Genomic DNA, 18,050 nt, shown 5'->3' with positions numbered 1-18,050 from the left:
AAGCCTATTTTTTTACTTTCTCAAGTTTCAAATTCGGTCGAAAAGTTTCAAAAATTCTTGTAGGGATTTCCCTTTCCTAAAAACTTTTCCCAGTCCGATTGACTCATCTTTTAAACGAGGAAATTATGCGTAAGACAATTATTGCAGGAAACTGGAAAATGAATTTATCTTTCAAAGAAGCCGTTTCTCTAGCACATTCGATTCGAGAAAAAATTCCATCCATCTCTAAAGATAAAGTTTCCATGGTATTTCCTTCCACTCTTCATCTTGAAAACGTTTCCAAAATTTTAGAAGGTAGCGGAGTAATCGTTGGAGCTCAAAACTGTTACCACTCCGGACTTGCTGCTTTTACAGGTGAAACCTCTCCCGATCAACTGAAAGAAATCGGGGTCAAAGTCGTGATGGTCGGCCATTCGGAACGTCGTCAATTTTTAGGAGAATCTAACTTCTTATGTAACGATAAAATTCGTTTCCTTTTAAAAAACGAATTCACCGCCCTTTATTGTATTGGAGAAACTCTTTCCGAAAGAGAATCCGGTAAAACATTGGAAGTGTTGTCTTCTCAAATTAAAGAAGGTTTAAAAGAAATCGATAGTGTATTTTTTTCCAATTTAATCCTGGCTTATGAACCTGTTTGGGCCATCGGAACCGGAAAAGTTGCCACCCCTTCTCAGGCCCAAGAAGTACATTCTTTCATTCGTAAAGAAATCTCTGGCCTTTTTGTAGGCGCCTCTTCCATTTCAGAATCCATTTCCATTCTCTACGGCGGTTCTGTAAAACCGGACAACATTCAAGATCTATTAAAAGAAAAAGATATAGACGGGGGTCTAGTCGGAGGGGCCAGTCAGAAAATCAGTTCCTTCGCTGGACTTTTCTAAACTTAAGTAAAGCCCGCACGTATTTTAATTGTCACTCTCCGAAGGATTCATAATCTGGCAAAGGATTCATTATTTTTCAGGTATTGATATGTTAAACGGAGTCATTCTAACCCTTTTTGTTTTTGTTTCTCTCTTTTTGGTTTTACTCGTTATGATTCAGACCGGTAAGGGAGGAGGGCTTCTAGGAGGAGGCTCCAGTCAATCTGTATTTGGCTCTTCCACTGCGGATGTTCTTACTAAGGCAACTCGAGTAACAGCGATTTTATTCATTGTACTTTCTCTTCTTCTTTCCTTCCTCTTCGCCAAAAAAGAAGACAAACTGATGCCGGAAACTGTTCCCGCACTAACCGCGCCACCAGAGGAAACCAAAAGTGAAACGAATACTCAGAATCCTGATTCTACTCCTCCAAAGGCCAATCCTTAATTTAAAATCCAAACCAATTCTATACGGGCTTTTTTTTAACCTGAGAAGTCCTATTTGGAATCAAATATTGGTTTTATTTCTTATAGGTTTTTTATTACTGAACGGCTCTATCTATTCCCAAAACAAAGAAGAAAATTTTCATAAAAACAAATCTTCTTCCGATACTGCTTCTATTTTAAATCGAAAAATTTTAAAAATCTACGAAGAGTTAGGTATCGCCAGAGAATTGTTGAAATTAGAAAAAATGGAATCGATTCCCAGCGGAACCTTTGTTACGTTTCTTGGAACCTATCCAAATCGAAAGGGAATTAAGGTTTCTAAACATTCTATTCAAGAAGGTAAGAACGGAATCGAAAAAGCGGAAAGTAAATCGATTCTCTTAGAATTTACCGGAACTACTCTTTCTAAAGTTATTACCGAAGTGAAATCAGAAAGTATGGACGGTTCCGATATAACACTGATTCGCCTAACGGATGAAACTCCTCTGGACCAGGACGTGGACGACATTCTTTTACACTCAGATAGAAACGGTAAAGAAGTTCGTTACCCGATTCAACTTCTTGCGGACAATCGAGAAAGATCAGAGTTCAAACAAGAATTTTATATCAAACTTCTGGAAGACTTTCTGATTCAGCTCTTAAGACTTCAAGAAATGCAAAGCCAAGAATCAGCAAAAAATAAAAAAAAGTTACTGCAAACTTTTAAAGATTCTCTACAATATTGAATCTTCATGTCCTCATTGCAGGAAAACCTCTTAGAAAAAACCGGTGAACTTCAAGCCATCTTAGATGGAATTACGGAACCGTTGGTATTGATCGATCCAGGATTTCGTATACGCAGAGTCAATCGGTCCACATTGGAATTTTCCGGTCAATCTTCGTTTTTATCCATCATAGGTAAAAAATGTTTCGAAGTTTTATACAATCGTAGCGACGTATGTCCTTACTGTCCGATGAAAGGAATGCAATCGAGTGAAGAAAATTTCAACAGATATTTTGAATATCCTAGATCGGACGTGAACAGAGAAATTTTTCATTCCGTCAAAGGCCAAAAAGAAACTCTCTATCTGGACTTCTATCCTATCGAAAAAGAAGGTAACATAGGTTCCGTTCTTGAAAAGGTAAGTAATATTACTAGAATCAAAGAAAAAGAAGAAGAAAATCTAAGGATTCGAAATTTGGCTTCTTTGGGAATTTTTATTTCCGGTGTCGCACACGAACTGAACAACCCTCTTACGGGTATGAGTTTAACTCTTCAAAGTCTTTTGAATAATCTCACTTCAATCGATCCTGATTTTTTTCGTAAACGTTTGGATATGATGAAAGAGGATCTAACAAGAGCCGCTATGATCGTCACCGATATTATCAGTTTTGCAAAACCGGATCGATTAGTAACTACAAGCGCAGATATTTATGAAACCATTCAAAAAGCAAGAGAAAATGTGATCTGGGTTTATCCAGTACTTTCTAAAAATATTTCTTGGGAAATTTTATGTGAACCGAGAACCACGTTTCAATTTAATCCAGTAAAATTAGAAAGACTTTTTATCAATTTATTTAAGAACTCTTTGCAGGCATTCGACTACGGAGAAGGAAAAATTCGGGTGGAAGTTCGTAAGACCAGAAACATGGTACATATCATCGTAGAAGACAACGCTGGTGGAATTCCCGACAATCTAATCGATAAGATATTTTCTCCTTTTTTTACCAAAAATAAAACCGGAATCGGAACCGGACTTGGACTTTCCATCTGTCACTCTATCGTTCGAGAACACAAAGGAGAACTATCCGTTAAATCTTTTGAAAAGAAAACAAGGTTTAGAGTTTCTTTACCTTTCACACAATATCAAGAGTACATTTCCTAATGTATAATATATTGATCGTTGAAGACATCCATTCGATTCGAGAAGCGATCAAAGATTTACTCTCCGTTAAATACAATATTTTTGACGCTGAAAATTACGACGGAGCGATCGACATTTTAAAAAGCGAAAAAATTCATTTAGTCATCACGGACATTCGTATGCCGGGTAAAACCGGATTGGATCTGATCAAAACCATCCAACACGAATTTCCCCACGTTCTTTACACTCTGATGACCGCTTACAATATCAACGATTACATCAACTTTGCATATAAACACGGCATTTGGAACATCATTCCAAAATATTCCTTTTTAGATATTAAATTGATTTCCGTAATGGTTCACAAACTTCTTACTAAGGACATATTCGGAGTAGAAAAATATTTCGGAACCGATTTTGTAATTCAAGAATCGGAACCCGAAGATAAAGATTTTTCTGTTCCTCGTCCCAACGGAATCGTATTTAAAAGAATCTATTCGGACGAACAGAGAAATTTTATCTGCAATCGAATCGCCAAGTTTTTGATTGAGAAAGGAGCGCCTAACGCAATCAATCAGATTTTAGAAGAACTAACTTCCAATGCTATGATCCGAGCGCCAAGAGATTCTAAAGGAAATTATAAATATCAATACGAACTCCCTTCCCGTGATCTTGTTATCCCTCTGGAAAACATTCAACTCGCAGAGTCTGATTTTTTCGAAATCGGTTACGGGATTGCCGAAAACACTTTTATCATCGTAATTCGAGATCATTTCGGTTCTTTAGATAAAAAGGAAATTCTAAAACGTTTAGATCGTCATATAACCGTCGACGAAAATACTGGATTCCCTCCAGGTCTTGCCGATTCCCACGGTAGAGGTTTATACATTTGTAGGGAAATTTCTGATCAATTGATTTTTAACATCGAAAAAGACACTAGAACAGAAATCATCGCCTTACTCGATAAACAAGGAAACAAAAGTTATAAATCTCTTTCTATCTACGAAGTTTGAATAATTTTTAAATTCATATAATGTGAATTTAATATTTAAAATTAAGCTTTTATAAAGAAATTGTTTTAAAACCTAAAAATGTAGGAACCGCTACTTTTAGAAAAATTTTCTTAGTTTTTTACACTTAACTCACGTTATTTTATAGAGATCAATAAATATCTTTCGCCAATTCAATTATAAACGATGACTAAAGTGCAAACGTTAATTGTTTATCTTTTTAAAATATGAACATCTCATTTCTTAAGAAATACAAACCTATTTTTTTACTTAAGCATATTAAAATAGTCTAAACTACCCTATTCCTAATTAAATTTCTACCCAAAAAATTCGCCTACACCTATTTTGTCACTGTAAAACATTAGGAGAAATTATCTTGGTCCATTTTTTAATTTTTCTTTTTATTTTATTTTGGAATTGTTTACCTACCAAGGTACTTGGCATAGCGGCCCCAAAAAATATTGATTATTGGATTCATTCTCTATTGAAAATCCCGGATTTTCTTTTACAAAATAACGATCCTCTTCATACAGATTCTCAATCTGATTCAGAATTAGATTGGACCTTGTTAATCGGAACTGAACATGCCCAAACCGAAAGTAAAGGTATCGCCGTAGATCAAAACGGTTTTATCTACGTAGTCGGCCAAACCAATGGAGGTGTTTACATTCCGAGACCAATCGGAACGAAGGATCTCATTCTAGGAAAGTATGATTCTCATAAAAATACAATCTGGACCCAACAAATTGGGGCTCCTAACGTAGAATTGAATGTTAGTGCCATGGTTGTCGATCGTAACGGAAATGTTTACGTTACCGGTAGTACGGGCAATGATGGATTTTTTTCAAATCAACTTCGTAGTTCAGAAGACATGTTCCTAATTAAATTCAACTCGGATGGAACCAGAGGTTGGATTACACAAGCCGGCCCACAAGAAAAAGAATCTAGAACAACTCCGACAAGTATTTCTATAGATACATCTGGGAATATTTTTGTAGTCGGAAATTCAAGCGGACCTTTTGGAGGTCCGGAATTAGGAGCGAACGGATTTATATCTAAGTTTGATCCTCAAGGAAATCAAACTTGGGTCAAACAGCTTTTCATTGCTAGATTTATTCAAATCTCCACACGAGGTGTCGCCTTCGACAGAGTTAGAGATATTTATGTAACCGGTTCAGGAGACGCAAATTTTGAAACGAATACAGAGATAAATGACTTCGGCGCGGAAAATCTTTTTATTTTCAAATATGATAACGATAATGGAAACAAACAATTTTTCGCTCAACTTACTTTCCCTTCAAGATCAATTGAAAGTAATACTATAACAGTTGATACTTTAGGAAACGTTTTTGTAGGTGGAAATAGCAACGCTGATTTCAGATCTGGGGCTAACGGAACGTCTCATCTTGCAACCCTGGTGAAATACAATTCTTTAGGCCATCTTCAATGGATCCAACAATTAGGCCCGGCACAAAGCCAAGATCCTCAAAATAATTATCATACTACAATTTTTTCTCTAGATACGGACGATAAGGGAAATATCTATTCAATAGGCACTACAAACGGAAATATATTAAACGTATACGAACGCCCTACCGGTATTCAAGATCTATTTTTTACGAAACACAATCCTTCCGGAGAATTAATCTGGTCACGACAAATAGGTACTCCTAATAGATTTAAAATTGGTAATGGAATAACACATGACTTAAATGGAAATTTATATTATGTAGGAAACCATATACATGGAGAAGCCGCCATGCGTGATATAGATATATTCATCGCCAAATATAAATGATTACTTATTAGATTCTTTTATATTAGTAATTAATAAAATAATTATATTCCATATAACCACATAATAAAGTGTCGAATCCGATAAGTTTAGACTTCCATCCTGTGAATTCAGGTAAGAAAATTCGGACGAATCCGGCGTCGCCGGACCGTGCTTTTTAGCTCCAGTCAATAAATTATATAAAAGAAATGTAATATTTCGTTTTGAATTACGATTTCAAACGCGATCCATAGAGAGCCATAACCAACCCACACAAGTTGAAAGAAGATTTTAGAATCAGAATAACTAAAGCACAACGCTCTCCTAAAACTCAATGCATCGCTCCCTAAGGGTCGCTCTGGAAACTCAGCGTCTCACTCCCCATGGGTCGTTCGACAGGTCGCGTTCAAGAACTCAGCAAAACGCTTTCCTAAGGGTCGCGTTTTAGGATAAAAAACGCACATTTTTCAAGTGTTCCGACAAGAATGAGTCTTTTTACTTGCAAAAAGCATGTTTTTCTGATAGAGAAAAGTCTTTCAAATTTTCCCACCTGAATTGCGCCCCATGGGAAGCAATTGATTTGTCGTAATTCCGACAGATCTATATTGAAATCTAAATACTTGTGGGTTGGTTATGGTAGAAAGCGTTCTGTTTATGTTTCTCTACGCCTCAATCGCTTTCGCATTAGATTTTATCGAACCTAATTGAAACGGTACTTTATAATAAACATTTAATACTTAATTTTATAGATATGAGTAAAATGCAAGCTGTCTTAATAGATTTTAAACAATGAAAAGTCTGTTCAAAAATTTACAACTTAACAAGAAACTTAATCTGTGGGAATTCTTACATTTATTAATTACAAAATGAATCTTAAGATAACTTCTAAATCAAAGATTTCGGTAGAGAAATAATTCTTTTTTTGTTTCCAGCACTACCGAGGTGTTTTTACCGGAAGGAAAAAAACGTACGGGAAAATCAGAACCACGGATCTTTTCTTTTTTTAGAATTTTCCCAACTTCATCAATAAAAAGAATTTCTTGATTTAATTCTGCAGCAAACCAATTTCCATTGTGGTATACCGCTTGGTATACGCCGTTATTGTAATTTCGTTTTAAATTCAGAATTTTTTTTCCAGAAACGTCGTAGAATTCTATACCACTTGGAGTCGAAACGAGTGTTTCTCCCGTATTAGAAATTGCTAAATTAAGTTTATGAGGATAAATCGTATCTAAATCAAAGGAAAAAATCTCTTCACCCTTTTCTCCCAAAACGATCACACTATCTCGGTTTGTATTCAAAAGATGAATCGCAATTTTACTCCCGTCCGGCGACAAGGATATACTCTTGGCAAATACCGGATTTTTTTCGGAACCTAGATTTTTTTTGATCTGAATTGTACCTTTAGAATCTAAAACGAACAATTCCCCTCCCGAAAATAAAACCCCAGTGACCGGAGAGACAGACGCAAACGTATAGTCTGTCAAAAATCGTCCATCTATTTTTCCCGCTCCAGTGCTGTTTCCATTGATGTCAGAAAGTAGGACCTGGTTATGATCTCCTGCAATGAGCAACACAAGATTCCCGGAAGGTGATACTCTAGGATAACTTCTATATTCTTTGGTCCAAAGTATCTCTCTAGAGGGAGAATAAAAATTCACCTCGGATCCTATTTTTTTGTATTCTATATATCCTTTTGTATTTAGGGGATATTCAATTTTTATTATATCATCAAACACAATCCCGTTTGAAGAAGATAGAGGATAGTAAGAATTTTCGTATTTATATCCGTTGATCTTTTCTTCCGGATTCCATAAAAACCTTGGATCAGGAGCCATTCCCGCATGAGCCGATTTAGAAAACGCCCATACTTTTTGTATTCCTATGGCGGTATGGTAAGGATTTCCGAGAAAATAAAAAAACAATACTAAAAAAAATAAACCGAATCCAGTTATAGATAACAGTTTCATAGCAACCTCTTTAAACGATTGTATAAAAGATAAATTCCAGTATGAGCCGCAAATTCTCGGAAAGAACTCCTGGGAAAAGGAAAGTAGTGTTCGTGAATTTCCGTTTCTCCGTTTTTTTGTCCGATCCCAAAATATACAAGTCCCACTTTTTTTTGTGGAGTTCCTCCGCCTGGTCCGGCGATTCCGGTAACACTGATTGAATAATCAACACCAAGAGCGACTAACGCACCTTCTGCCATTTCTTTTGCGGTTTCCGCGCTTACGGCCCCAAATTCTTTTAGAGTATTTTTTTTAACTCCTAAAAGTCCTTCTTTCACTCTGTTATCATAGGAAATCACACCTCCATAAAAATAGGCTGAAGATCCGGATTTATCCGTGAATGTTTTGGAAATTAATCCTCCAGTACAACTTTCTGCTGTTCCTATGGTGATTTTTTTTTCGATCAACAATTTAGGAAGTTCTTCAAACACATCTGGTGTAGACTTAGGTCCGTATATCTCGTCTAACTTTTTGAGCAGAGAATCGACTAACACCCGTTTATCGGATTGAAAACTCACGCGGATATATCCCCTTTTGGCCGCGACTCCCCATATAACCTTTCCGCTCGTCACAGATTCTTCTTTAGATATAAATTCTTTCTGAAACTGAGATTCGCTCATCCACCAAATAAACCGAAAACCAGAGTGTAATTCCTGTGTGGAGTATTTCTTTAAAATCCAAGTAGAAAATTCCTCTCGAAACATTTCGGTCATTTCTCCAGGTACTCCGGGCATACATCCTAAATGCGAGTTTTCTCCAAGTGATACTATGAAACCTGGTGCAATTCCGACATTGTTGTTTAAAATCGTAGAACCTTCCGGTACGGATATTTGGCGGACCGCAGTTTGTATCGATTCTTGAAAATTTTTTCCGCGTAGTTTATAAAATGCCTCTATCCTTTGCCTTGCAACGACACTTTCCACGGGCGAAACTCCCTTTAATTTACAAACCACTTCTAAAGTATAATCGTCCTCCGTCGGCCCCAATCCTCCGGTCATAATCAACAAAACAGGATTCTCCTTTGTCGAAAGAGAGACTAACGTTCTTATCTCCTCTAAAATTGCTGCTGGATCATCGGGTAAAACGACTAATTTGGAAACCGTAAATCCAATCCCAAAAAGTTCGTTCGCAATCCAAGAGGAATTTGTATCCTGACTTCTACCAGAAGTAAGTTCAGAACCGGTGGATAGTACGATGATCTTAGGGGAAAACATCAGTTTTCTTTTTCCATCCTTTCCGGTGCGGAAACTCCAATCAACTTTAGTCCTTCCGCAAGTACGTTCTTGGCAGCGAGACATATCCTAGCCAATCCCAAACGTATCTCTTCTGGTGCGTCTTTAAGTCTATTATCTTTTGCTAAATAAAAACTTGTAAATGCCTTTGCAAAATTTTGTAGATAGTTCGTAATTCGATGTGGCTCCATCGCATTCGCAGAATCGAATATTTCTTCCGGAAATTTTGCGATCCAAAATAAAAGTCTCTTTCGCTCTTCAGACATTTCTAATATAGCTGCTGCTTCTTTAGAAGTTTCGTTGCCTACCTCTTTGAAGATGGAGCAGATTCTAGCGTGAGCGTATTGGAGATAAAAAACAGGATTTTTATCCGATTCATCCTTAGCTAGATCCAGATCGAAATCAAGCGGAGCGTCCAAAGAGCGCATCACAAAAAAATAACGTCCTACGTCTTTGCCGTGTTTTCCTAAAAATCCGATAAGATCGCTCATCGTTTGAAAAGAGCCGGCGCGTTTACTCATTTTTAACTTTTGTCCGGACTCGAGTAGATTAACCTGTTGAGAAATAATTACTTTAAAATTTTCCTTTTTATATCCAAGAGATTGTATCGCTCCGGAAAGTCTGGCGATATATCCGTGATGATCTGGTCCCCATATATCATAAATTTTATTATATCCGCGTTCGATCTTATCCTTATGATAAGCAATATCCGCGAGTAGATACGTAGGCCTTCCATCATCCCGAACGACCACTCTATCCTTGTCGTCGCCGTATTCAGTGGAACGAAATACTTTTTTTCCGTCTTCTTGAAATATCTTTCCGGACTTTTCCAAATCTTTCATTACAGCAAGAACTTTGTTTGCTTCGTGTAACGTGCGTTCGCTGAAATAACGATCAAACTCCACTCCAAACGCATCCAAATCCTTTTTTTGCCAAATGAGATTATTTTCTACGGTCCAAACGGAGCATAGTTCTGCGAGTTCTTTGTATTTTTTTTGTTTTAATAAATTTTCAATTATTACGTTTTTTTCAGGATCTTTTAATAAATTACTTGCAATATCTTTAATATATTCGCCCCGATACCCTTCGGCGGGTAATATATTTTTTTCTAGAATGATTTCGATCGGAGTATCATCGGCAGTTTCTTGCTGAGTCCCCTCTTCCCCTTTTAATTCCCGAATTCGAACTAACGTAGAAACTCCTAACAAAAAAACCTGATTTCCATAATCATTGATATAAAATTCTTTATCTACTTTGTGACCGATCGCTTTTAAAAGAGAAGCCATCGCATCCCCGTTTGCGGCCGCTCTTGCAGATACTATATTGAGTGGACCAGTTGGATTTGCTGAAACGAACTCTAAATTGATCCTGAGTGGAAGATCCACTTTCGGAAAATAATTTCCGGAAAGAACAGAAGTTTCTATATAGTTCAGAAGAAACGAAGTGGAAATCCTGAAATTTACAAAACCAGGCGGAGTAAAATCCACTTTCTCAAACAGATCCGTTCGTTTTTGTAGTATCTCAACCAATTCCTTAGACACTTGAATTGGATTCCTTTTTATTAATTTAGAATTTTCTAATGCAAATGAAGTGGAATAATCTCCGAATTTTTCATCCCTAGAGTATTCGATTTTGATTTTGAGAGTTTCCTTTTCAACTTCCGGAAATGAACCGATTAAAATATTAACACCTTCTTCTAGTGTTTTGAATACGATTTGTTTAAGTGTTTCATTTTCTTTCATATGTCGAGCGATCCATAGAGAGCGAGACAAACATAAGCCAGCGGGAGCGTTACCGAGCGACCGTAGAAGCGAGGTTGAGTTTTTACGTTGTTTCTCTGCGTAGCTGAGATGAGCGATCTTTCGTAAAATGTGGGAACTACCACTTTACTTAAATTCCACTGTAAAATGTGAAAACTACCACTTAAACCGGGTGCACAGAAGTATTTTCCGGCGAGGGGGTAGCGTAAGACGCGTTTCAAGTAGTTAGAGATTAATAAATAAATTTTAAGTCGATTGCAGAGAGATACGCATAACGCGTCTGAAGCGAGGGGGACTCTTCCCCCATCAAATCTTTTTGTTTTAATTTCTTTCATATAAATCCGTTGATTACTTTATCGATAAAAACGGTCTTATCGAGTTTTGTCTTTTAAGACTTGAATTGATTTTCCTTCGTAGAAAACGTTTTTCTTCCGTAAATTTTCCCAACTTACTTCTAATTCTCTAAATACCATTTTTTTCAGATCCATCGTGGAAACAAGTATTGATCTTTTTCCAAGTTCCTCTCTTTTTTCCACAACCGGAATTTGAACCGGAACTTTTTGATCCCAACGTATGTCCAGTATCGTAAAGAACAAAAGCACGCAGAAATAAAAGATAAAAAGTATCGTCTTAAGAAAACTTTCCAAGATTTTCTCCAAGCGCCTCGTATAAGGTCGACGCAGATTTTAATTTCTTTCTTAAAATTGGTTCGAGCATTTGATTGCAAATTCTGTCTAAGTCCAGAATGTTTTCAACGGATATTTCTCTTTCTTTTAAGTCCCGAAATCTAAGCATCAAAAAAGTTTGAATCCATTGCACCCAACCTAAATCGTTTTTATCTCCGTAAAGACAATTTCCACAGATCAATTCCAATGGAGTAGTTTGTAATGTAACGAATGTCATCTCCTTCAACTCAGCTCCGCAAGAATGACATAACAGTTCCTTGGAAATAAATCCTCCAGATACAAGAAGACGTAATTTAAAAAAAGGTAAAATTAAAACGGAGACGCCATTCTCTTCCAATTCTTCCAAAGCTCCAAACAATAAACGAAACTCTCCCGGATGTTCCGCTCCGTCCGGTGTAAACGAAGACGCAAGTTCCACGAGATAAGACACGAATACAGTTCCTAAATAACCGGACTTAGCGCGGTCAAATCGATTGATTAGAGAAATCTCTTTTACGTTATGCGTCTCTTTATTTTTAGAATGATAATAATCTACGTCGGAAAGTGAACCCGGCTCCACAGAAGCGATTGGTCTAGTTTTACTTTTTCGAATTCCACGAATGCGAAAATTTTCCACAGAACCAATTTCCGGAAGTAAACGAATCACCGCATCTCCTTCCTGAATCGTTTTAGATTCCAATACAATTCCTCGGATTTTTTTCAGAGCCCCTGGAGAATTTCCAGACATTCGTCTTCCTTCAATTTCATAATGTTTTCCTCTTCTTCTCCCCGCTCGTGATCATAACCTAAGAGATGTAAAAACCCGTGAACCAGCAATCGATAAAACTCGTCTTTTTCGGAATGGCCGATTTCTTTTGCCTGTTTTTGAAGAGTATCTATTGAAATCACAATTTCTCCTAACGCAATTGGCGGAGACTTTTTCCGATCGGAACCGGCATTTTTCGGAAGTATCTTTTGCAAAGGAGAAAGATCAAACTCCAAAGGAAAGGAAAGCACATCCGTAGTTTTATCTTTTCCACGACGTAAACGGTTGATTTCCCTCATATCGGAATCTCCAACGAGTAAAAGACTCAGCTCGCACTCAGAATCGTTTAATTCCTTTCGAAAAAGAATTTTACAATTGATAAGTATTTCTGACTCGTTCCACCAAGAAATTTCTCCATAGTCATTGGAGATGGAGACTAAATCAGAAATCAGCCTGCTTTCCCCGAAACGTTTTTGATCTGTTTATGCCCGTTCTCCACTGCATTCTTTTTTTCTAATGCTTTGGTAGATTCCATACTAGGATATTTAGGTCTGGAATGAAGACTAGACAACAACACTTCCTTAAACGAGGCCTTGACCACTTCGAGATCACCGAGGGTCAGTCCACATTCGTCTAACTGATTTTCAGCGAGTTTGATTCCTATGATTTTAGTGATCAGATTATCTAAAGATTCCGGAGTGATTTCGTCCAAAGAGCGGGAAGCCGCTTCAAGAGAATCCGCAATCATCACGATAGCGGTCTCTTTTCTCTGCGGCTTAGGTCCTGGGTATTGAAAATCCTGCTTTTTTAATTTCTTTTTTTGAGTCGGCGAAAGTTCAGACAAAGCCTTGTGATAAAAAAACGCCATCGTGGAAGTTCCGTGATGTTCCGGAATAAAATCGATTACCTCTCTCGGAAGCCTTGCCTTCTTTGCCATCTCAATTCCGTCTAACACGTGATCGATGACAATTTTTGCAGCAAGCGCCGGATTATTTTTATCTATGTTTTCTTTTTTGGGAATTAGGTGTTGATTCTCTACAAAAAAACCTGCGTTTGGAATTTTACCTATATCGTGAAAATACACTCCTACTCTAGTCAAAAGCCAATCTAAACCTAAATTCTGACAGGCACGTTCCGAAAGAGCGGCGACCATAAACGTATGTGTATATGTAGAAGGAGCTTTCGTAAGTAAATCCTGCAACAACGGATGTCCCGTATCCGCCAATTCCATCAATTTAAAACGAGTAGGAACATTGAATAAATACTCATAGATCGGAAGTAAAAACTGTGCGGCTGTAGAACAGGCAAAACCGTTGATCAGACAAAGAACATATAATTTGAATATATTCGATTCGATTAAATCCTTGATCCAAGAACCACTTGGAATCGCCACCCAATAATTACGGGAATCAAAAAGATAACCGCTAGACGCGATGATAATCTGAACCCCCGAAATATATAAACCCGCCTTGATAAAATCGATACGTTTTTTCAGATTTCTACCGTAACTAGCGGACACGATACAAGAAACAAACCCTAACATAAACGAAGTAGGATTATAATGAGAGGCCATAAAAATGAAAAAGGAAAGATAAAACCCGATGGCGATCGAAAGTTGTTCGTCGTAGATAAAACTAATAATCAAACAAACCATTCCAACAGGAACGAATAGAGCAAAATAAAAAATGGAATCGTATTTAGTTTCAAAATTAAAAAAGATCTTAGAAGCAACCGTACAACTAAGCACCAAAACCCAGATCAGAGAAAAAACGATCACGTTACTCGAAACGTCGTTCAAACGTTTTGGATTGTACTTTTTAAGAAAAATATAGATGATAACTACGAAGACGGTCTGAATGAGTAAAATTGAAACGATCGAAGCGAAGTTTGCCCGTGTTGCATAAGTGTTCACAATCTGCAATTTTTTGAATATTTCGGGAGTAATAATTTCCCCTGATTTAACAATCACCTCTCCGGCCAAAATTCTAGAATTGACCGGCTCCGCCTTATCTGCGGCAAATTGTTTGGCAAAAAGAGTTTCTTCCGAATTATAAGAACAGGAAGGATTGGAATATATATAACTTAAAGAAATTTTCTGAATGATCGGAAGGATTTCCGAGTCCATACGGGAAAGTTTTTCCTCAGCCATACGATTGAGTATGTGGACCGTATCCGGATCTCTATATAAAAATGCTCTAGGAACAATATAAGCACCTTCTAAATTAGAAATTTGCTCTTTGATTCCTTGATTGCGCACTCTCGCACCTGAGGTTTTCAAAGCAGCGTAATCCGGAGGCAAATCGCGCAATATACAAAAAGAAGAAAATACTAAATTAGAATATTGTTGAATAAGATCCTTGAGTTTTCCTTTACCTGGAATTTTATATAAAAGTTCAATCTCTTCTTTAGAACGATTTTTCCATCTAGGAATAATTCCCAAAAGTTCAGAATAAATCTTACCTTCGGCGCTTGGTTTGAAGGAGCGGAAGTTCTCCATATCCTCTTGAATGAAATTATTGATCTGATCTTGTAAAACCCCAAAGTCTCGATCAAAAACGAAAGGAGCAGATTGATAAGCGGTCAGTTTTTTTGCTTTTGTTTTGTCCTCGTCTTCATAGACGATTTCTTTGCCGGAAATGATCTTTTCAGGTGCAGTTTTACCTTCCGAATACAATCCATCCGGAGAAAGATCCATCTTATCCTGACCAAAAAACGGAATGGCAAGCATCCAAGTTACGGTCAAAAGAGTAATAAGAACTAAAACGATTTGAAATCTTCGTACAAACCAAATCGAACGGACCCTAGTAAGGGTATCCGTAATCCAAGCCATAGCAGACTCGACCTGTTCTCCCGGACTGGACATACTGATCACAACTCCTCGAATTTACGAACGATCACTTCCACAAGAGGATGTCTGGTAATGTCTTCTTTACCAAAAAAGACCATTCCAATTTGATCTGTGTTTTTAAATAAAGTCACTACTTTTTCCAACCCAGAACGTCCATGATCCAAATCAATCTGAGTAGAATCACCGGAAATGCACATTCTAGAATTTCTTCCTAAACGAGTCATAATCATCTTAAGCTGAGCCAGAGTACAATTTTGTGCCTCGTCCAAAATGATAAATGCATTGGAAAGAGTTCTACCTCTCATAAATGCGACCGGAGCAATTTCAATTTTAGTTAAAGAAATATACTCTTGGGTTTTTTCTACTCCGATACATTCTCCCAAAGCGTCATAAACCGGACGTAAATAAGGATCCACTTTTTGATTGAGATCTCCCGGTAAAAAACCTAAATTTTCACCCGCCTCGACCGCTGGTCTAGTCAGAATAATCTTATCGATAGTACCACTTTGTAAAAAACGGCAAGCGGTCGCAACGGAAAGAAACGTTTTTCCAGTTCCAGCAGGACCTAAGGCAAACGTGATCAAATTTTCCTGAAAGGATCTGAAATAAATTTCCTGATTTCGAGTCCTAGGAAAAATATGTTTCCCTCGATATGTAGTAAGAATTTTATCGCTCGGTTTCCAAGGAGTAATTCTTTCGGGTTCGGTTTCCCTCGCTCTCTTTTTGCGAAGTTCCTTACCTGCATCTTTTAGAATATAAGCAAAATCGAATGAATCGATAAAATCCCGATCGGGACGTTCTAGATAATTGGCTTCTAGTTTTTTAAAAAAATCTAATGCAAATTCCACTTTTGCGGATTCACCCTCGATCTGAAACCCGTTGCCCTCGGAATAATATCCATCTCGAGTTGTTTTTCGAGAATTTTGACACCTTCGTCGTTGATACCACAGACCTTACGATACAGATCCTGATTCTCGAAGTTAAACTGTTCTTTGCGCGTGGAAATAAGTTTATACCTTTGCGAGTTTGATCTTCAATTCCTGAAGTTGTCTTTCCTCAACTGGAGAAGGACATTCACTCATCAGACAAAGACCCTTTTGAGTTTTAGGAAAAGCGATCACGTCTCGGATCGATTTACCTTGAGTGAGAAGCATGAGCATACGATCGATACCAAACGCCAAACCTCCGTGAGGTGGAGCACCGAATTCTAAAGCTTCGAGTAAAAATCCAAATTTTTCCTTGGCTTCTTCTTCATTGATCCCCAGAACCTGAAACACTTGATTTTGAATCTCTCTAGAATGAATCCTAATCGAACCACCTCCGATTTCAACCCCGTTCATCACAAGATCATACGCTTTTGCAGTGGCATTTCCTGCGTTTTTTTGCAAGGTCTCCATAGATTCAAAAAATGGAATACTCTCATCCGAAGGAGAAGTAAAAGGATGATGAAGTGCATCCCAACGTTTATGGTCCTTATTCCATTCGAACATAGGAAAGTCCACGATCCAAGTAATGTTGATTTCATTTTCTTTGGGAGTTTCAAAACGTTCTGAAAGTTTCAAACGAAGAGCACCTAACGAATGATTGACGATCTCTCTTTCGTCCGCCCCAAAAAAAAGCATATCTCCTTCTTTAGAGCCACATATTTTGGAGATAGCTTCTAATTCTTCTTTTTTAAAACGTTTTGTAATGGTGGATTCCAAACCTTCGGTTCCGTGTTTCATATACGCAAGACCTTTGGCTTTGTAATCCCTATTTAACCACGCGGTATAATCTTCGATTTCTTTTCTAGAAATGATAGATCCGCCTGGAACACAAACAACCTTAACGGTCCCACCGTTTTTTACGGCGCCCGAAAAAACATTGAAGTCGCAATCTTTTACAATTTCAGAAACGTCCACGAGTTTCATACCAAAACGAAGATCCGGCTTGTCGGAACCGTACTCTTCCACAGCGGTTTTATAAGTCATTCTTGGAAATGGAACATTCAATTGAATATTAAAAACTTCTTTATAAATCGTAGCAACGAGTCCCTCGATTTCGGAAAGAATTTCCTCCTGGCTTACAAACGAAAATTCCATATCTAACTGAGTAAACTCAGGTTGTCTATCCGCGCGTAAATCCTCGTCTCTAAAACACTTTACGATCTGGAAGTAACGTTCCATTCCCCCTACCATTAAAATTTGTTTAAAAATCTGAGGAGACTGAGGAAGGGCGTAAAATTGATTTGGGTTGAGTCTAGAAGGAACTAAAAAATCCCTAGCCCCTTCCGGAGTAGACTTGTTTAAGATAGGAGTTTCTATTTCTACAAACTTACGTTTGTTAAGATAATTACGAATTGCGAATATAAACTCGTGCCTTTTGATCATCCGGTTTTTAAGTTCTTCTCTTCTAAAATCCAAATAACGATACTTTAATTTTAGTTCTTCAGAAACATCGTCAAACTCATCTAAAGAAAACGGAGGAGTTTTAGCAACATTCAAAATCTCTAATTGATCCAGAACAATTTCGATCGTTCCAGTTTGCATTCTAGGATTGATGGATTCTGAATCCCTTTTTTTAAGAGTACCTCTGACTGCCAAAACGTATTCGGAACGAACCTTTTCCGCAAGACTAAAAGAATCTCCCAGAAGTTCTTTACGAGCCACAACTTGAACAATACCTGTTCTATCTCTAAGATCTATAAAGATCACACCACCTTGATCTCTAAAACGAAAAGACCAACCGTAGAGAACGATCTTTTTACCTTCTTGAGATTCGTTTAATTCTCCAGCCCAAGAACGATTTTTATAATTTTCCTGAATCCAATGTTTCAATGATTTCCGTTTCCTATCAAAAACT

At 37.5% G+C, this 18,050-nt stretch carries 14 protein-coding genes and 2 pseudogenes; 6 read left to right on the top strand and 10 right to left on the bottom strand.

The window, feature by feature from the left end:
* The first annotated feature begins 125 nt into the window (after positions 1-125).
* The 6 genes from tpiA (at position 126) to LEP1GSC049_RS222545 (ending at position 5,953) form a co-directional block, all read left to right on the top strand.
* Entirely contained in the window at positions 126-878 is a 753-nt protein-coding gene (gene tpiA / locus LEP1GSC049_RS222520; RefSeq protein ID WP_004755451.1) for a triose-phosphate isomerase, read from the top strand.
* A gap of 88 nt (positions 879-966) precedes the next feature.
* Positions 967-1,302, top strand: coding sequence for a preprotein translocase subunit SecG (gene secG / locus LEP1GSC049_RS222525; RefSeq protein ID WP_004767938.1), 336 nt, complete (start codon positions 967-969; stop codon positions 1,300-1,302).
* A 67-nt stretch (positions 1,303-1,369) separates the two neighbouring features.
* On the top strand, positions 1,370-2,026 hold the full coding sequence (gene lenA / locus LEP1GSC049_RS222530; RefSeq protein WP_004753788.1) for an endostatin-like outer membrane lipoprotein LenA: 657 nt from the start codon (positions 1,370-1,372) through the stop codon (positions 2,024-2,026).
* A gap of 6 nt (positions 2,027-2,032) precedes the next feature.
* Positions 2,033-3,166 (top strand): LIC_12097 family sensor histidine kinase, encoded by a 1,134-nt coding sequence (locus LEP1GSC049_RS222535; protein WP_004763698.1) that lies wholly within the window; start codon positions 2,033-2,035, stop codon positions 3,164-3,166.
* Entirely contained in the window at positions 3,166-4,158 is a 993-nt protein-coding gene (locus tag LEP1GSC049_RS222540) for a response regulator transcription factor (protein ID WP_004761464.1), read from the top strand. The genes LEP1GSC049_RS222535 and LEP1GSC049_RS222540 overlap by 1 nt, the downstream gene beginning before the upstream one ends.
* 373 nt (positions 4,159-4,531) lie before the next feature.
* Positions 4,532-5,953, top strand: a complete 1,422-nt coding sequence (locus tag LEP1GSC049_RS222545; RefSeq protein ID WP_004763724.1) for an SBBP repeat beta-propeller lipoprotein, LipL53 family — start codon at positions 4,532-4,534, stop codon at positions 5,951-5,953.
* 866 nt (positions 5,954-6,819) lie between these two features.
* On the opposite strand, the gene LEP1GSC049_RS222550 is transcribed toward LEP1GSC049_RS222545, so the two are convergent.
* The 10 genes and pseudogenes from LEP1GSC049_RS222550 to aspS form a co-directional block, all read right to left on the bottom strand.
* Positions 6,820-7,899: a hypothetical protein gene (locus LEP1GSC049_RS222550; RefSeq protein ID WP_004768711.1), complete on the bottom strand. Its 1,080-nt coding sequence runs from the start codon at positions 7,897-7,899 to the stop codon at positions 6,820-6,822.
* Positions 7,896-9,152 carry a nicotinamide-nucleotide amidohydrolase family protein gene (locus tag LEP1GSC049_RS222555; protein ID WP_004758344.1) on the bottom strand — a complete coding sequence of 419 codons (1,257 nt, stop codon included), beginning with the start codon at positions 9,150-9,152 and terminating at the stop codon, positions 7,896-7,898. Before LEP1GSC049_RS222555 ends, LEP1GSC049_RS222550 begins: the two co-directional genes overlap by 4 nt.
* Positions 9,152-10,912, bottom strand: a complete 1,761-nt coding sequence (argS, locus tag LEP1GSC049_RS222560; protein ID WP_016560399.1) for an arginine--tRNA ligase — start codon at positions 10,910-10,912, stop codon at positions 9,152-9,154. Before argS ends, LEP1GSC049_RS222555 begins: the two co-directional genes overlap by 1 nt.
* 5 nt (positions 10,913-10,917) lie before the next feature.
* A pseudogene (locus LEP1GSC049_RS2000000228990) lies at positions 10,918-11,265 on the bottom strand (hypothetical protein); the annotation flags it as partial.
* Positions 11,266-11,301: 36 nt separating this feature from the next.
* On the bottom strand, positions 11,302-11,577 hold the full coding sequence (locus tag LEP1GSC049_RS222565; RefSeq protein WP_004758329.1) for a hypothetical protein: 276 nt from the start codon (positions 11,575-11,577) through the stop codon (positions 11,302-11,304).
* On the bottom strand, positions 11,561-12,343 hold the full coding sequence (gene recO, locus LEP1GSC049_RS222570; protein ID WP_004755255.1) for a DNA repair protein RecO: 783 nt from the start codon (positions 12,341-12,343) through the stop codon (positions 11,561-11,563). The genes LEP1GSC049_RS222565 and recO overlap by 17 nt, the downstream gene beginning before the upstream one ends.
* The gene (gene ybeY, locus LEP1GSC049_RS222575; protein WP_078131313.1) at positions 12,316-12,747 is read right to left on the bottom strand and encodes an rRNA maturation RNase YbeY; all 432 of its coding nucleotides are present in this window, start codon (positions 12,745-12,747) and stop codon (positions 12,316-12,318) included. The genes recO and ybeY overlap by 28 nt, the downstream gene beginning before the upstream one ends.
* Before the next feature lie 62 nt (positions 12,748-12,809).
* Positions 12,810-15,224 carry an HD family phosphohydrolase gene (locus tag LEP1GSC049_RS222580; RefSeq protein ID WP_004755409.1) on the bottom strand — a complete coding sequence of 805 codons (2,415 nt, stop codon included), beginning with the start codon at positions 15,222-15,224 and terminating at the stop codon, positions 12,810-12,812.
* A gap of 5 nt (positions 15,225-15,229) precedes the next feature.
* Positions 15,230-16,110 (bottom strand): annotated as a pseudogene (locus tag LEP1GSC049_RS15175) (PhoH family protein).
* A gap of 109 nt (positions 16,111-16,219) precedes the next feature.
* A complete protein-coding gene (gene aspS, locus LEP1GSC049_RS222585; RefSeq protein WP_004781801.1) occupies positions 16,220-18,025 on the bottom strand; it encodes an aspartate--tRNA ligase in 1,806 nt (601 codons plus the stop codon).
* Between the last annotated feature and the right edge of the window lie 25 nt (positions 18,026-18,050).

The sequence above is a fragment of the Leptospira kirschneri serovar Cynopteri str. 3522 CT genome, assembly GCF_000243695.2.
Classification (GTDB): domain Bacteria; phylum Spirochaetota; class Leptospiria; order Leptospirales; family Leptospiraceae; genus Leptospira; species Leptospira kirschneri.
This window is presented reverse-complemented; position numbering and strand designations above follow the sequence as displayed.

Excerpts from the sequence above, each read along its gene's own strand:
- tpiA (WP_004755451.1), top strand. The coding sequence starts at position 126 with ATGCGTAAGACAATTATTGCAGGAAACTGGAAAATGAATTTATCTTTC.
- secG (WP_004767938.1), top strand. The coding sequence starts at position 967 with ATGTTAAACGGAGTCATTCTAACCCTTTTTGTTTTTGTTTCTCTCTTT.
- LEP1GSC049_RS222535 (WP_004763698.1), top strand. The coding sequence starts at position 2,033 with ATGTCCTCATTGCAGGAAAACCTCTTAGAAAAAACCGGTGAACTTCAA.
- LEP1GSC049_RS222540 (WP_004761464.1), top strand. The coding sequence starts at position 3,166 with ATGTATAATATATTGATCGTTGAAGACATCCATTCGATTCGAGAAGCG.
- LEP1GSC049_RS222550 (WP_004768711.1), bottom strand. The coding sequence starts at position 7,899 with ATGAAACTGTTATCTATAACTGGATTCGGTTTATTTTTTTTAGTATTG.
- LEP1GSC049_RS222555 (WP_004758344.1), bottom strand. The coding sequence starts at position 9,152 with ATGTTTTCCCCTAAGATCATCGTACTATCCACCGGTTCTGAACTTACT.
- argS (WP_016560399.1), bottom strand. The coding sequence starts at position 10,912 with ATGAAAGAAAATGAAACACTTAAACAAATCGTATTCAAAACACTAGAA.
- recO (WP_004755255.1), bottom strand. The coding sequence starts at position 12,343 with ATGTCTGGAAATTCTCCAGGGGCTCTGAAAAAAATCCGAGGAATTGTA.
- LEP1GSC049_RS222580 (WP_004755409.1), bottom strand. The coding sequence starts at position 15,224 with ATGTCCAGTCCGGGAGAACAGGTCGAGTCTGCTATGGCTTGGATTACG.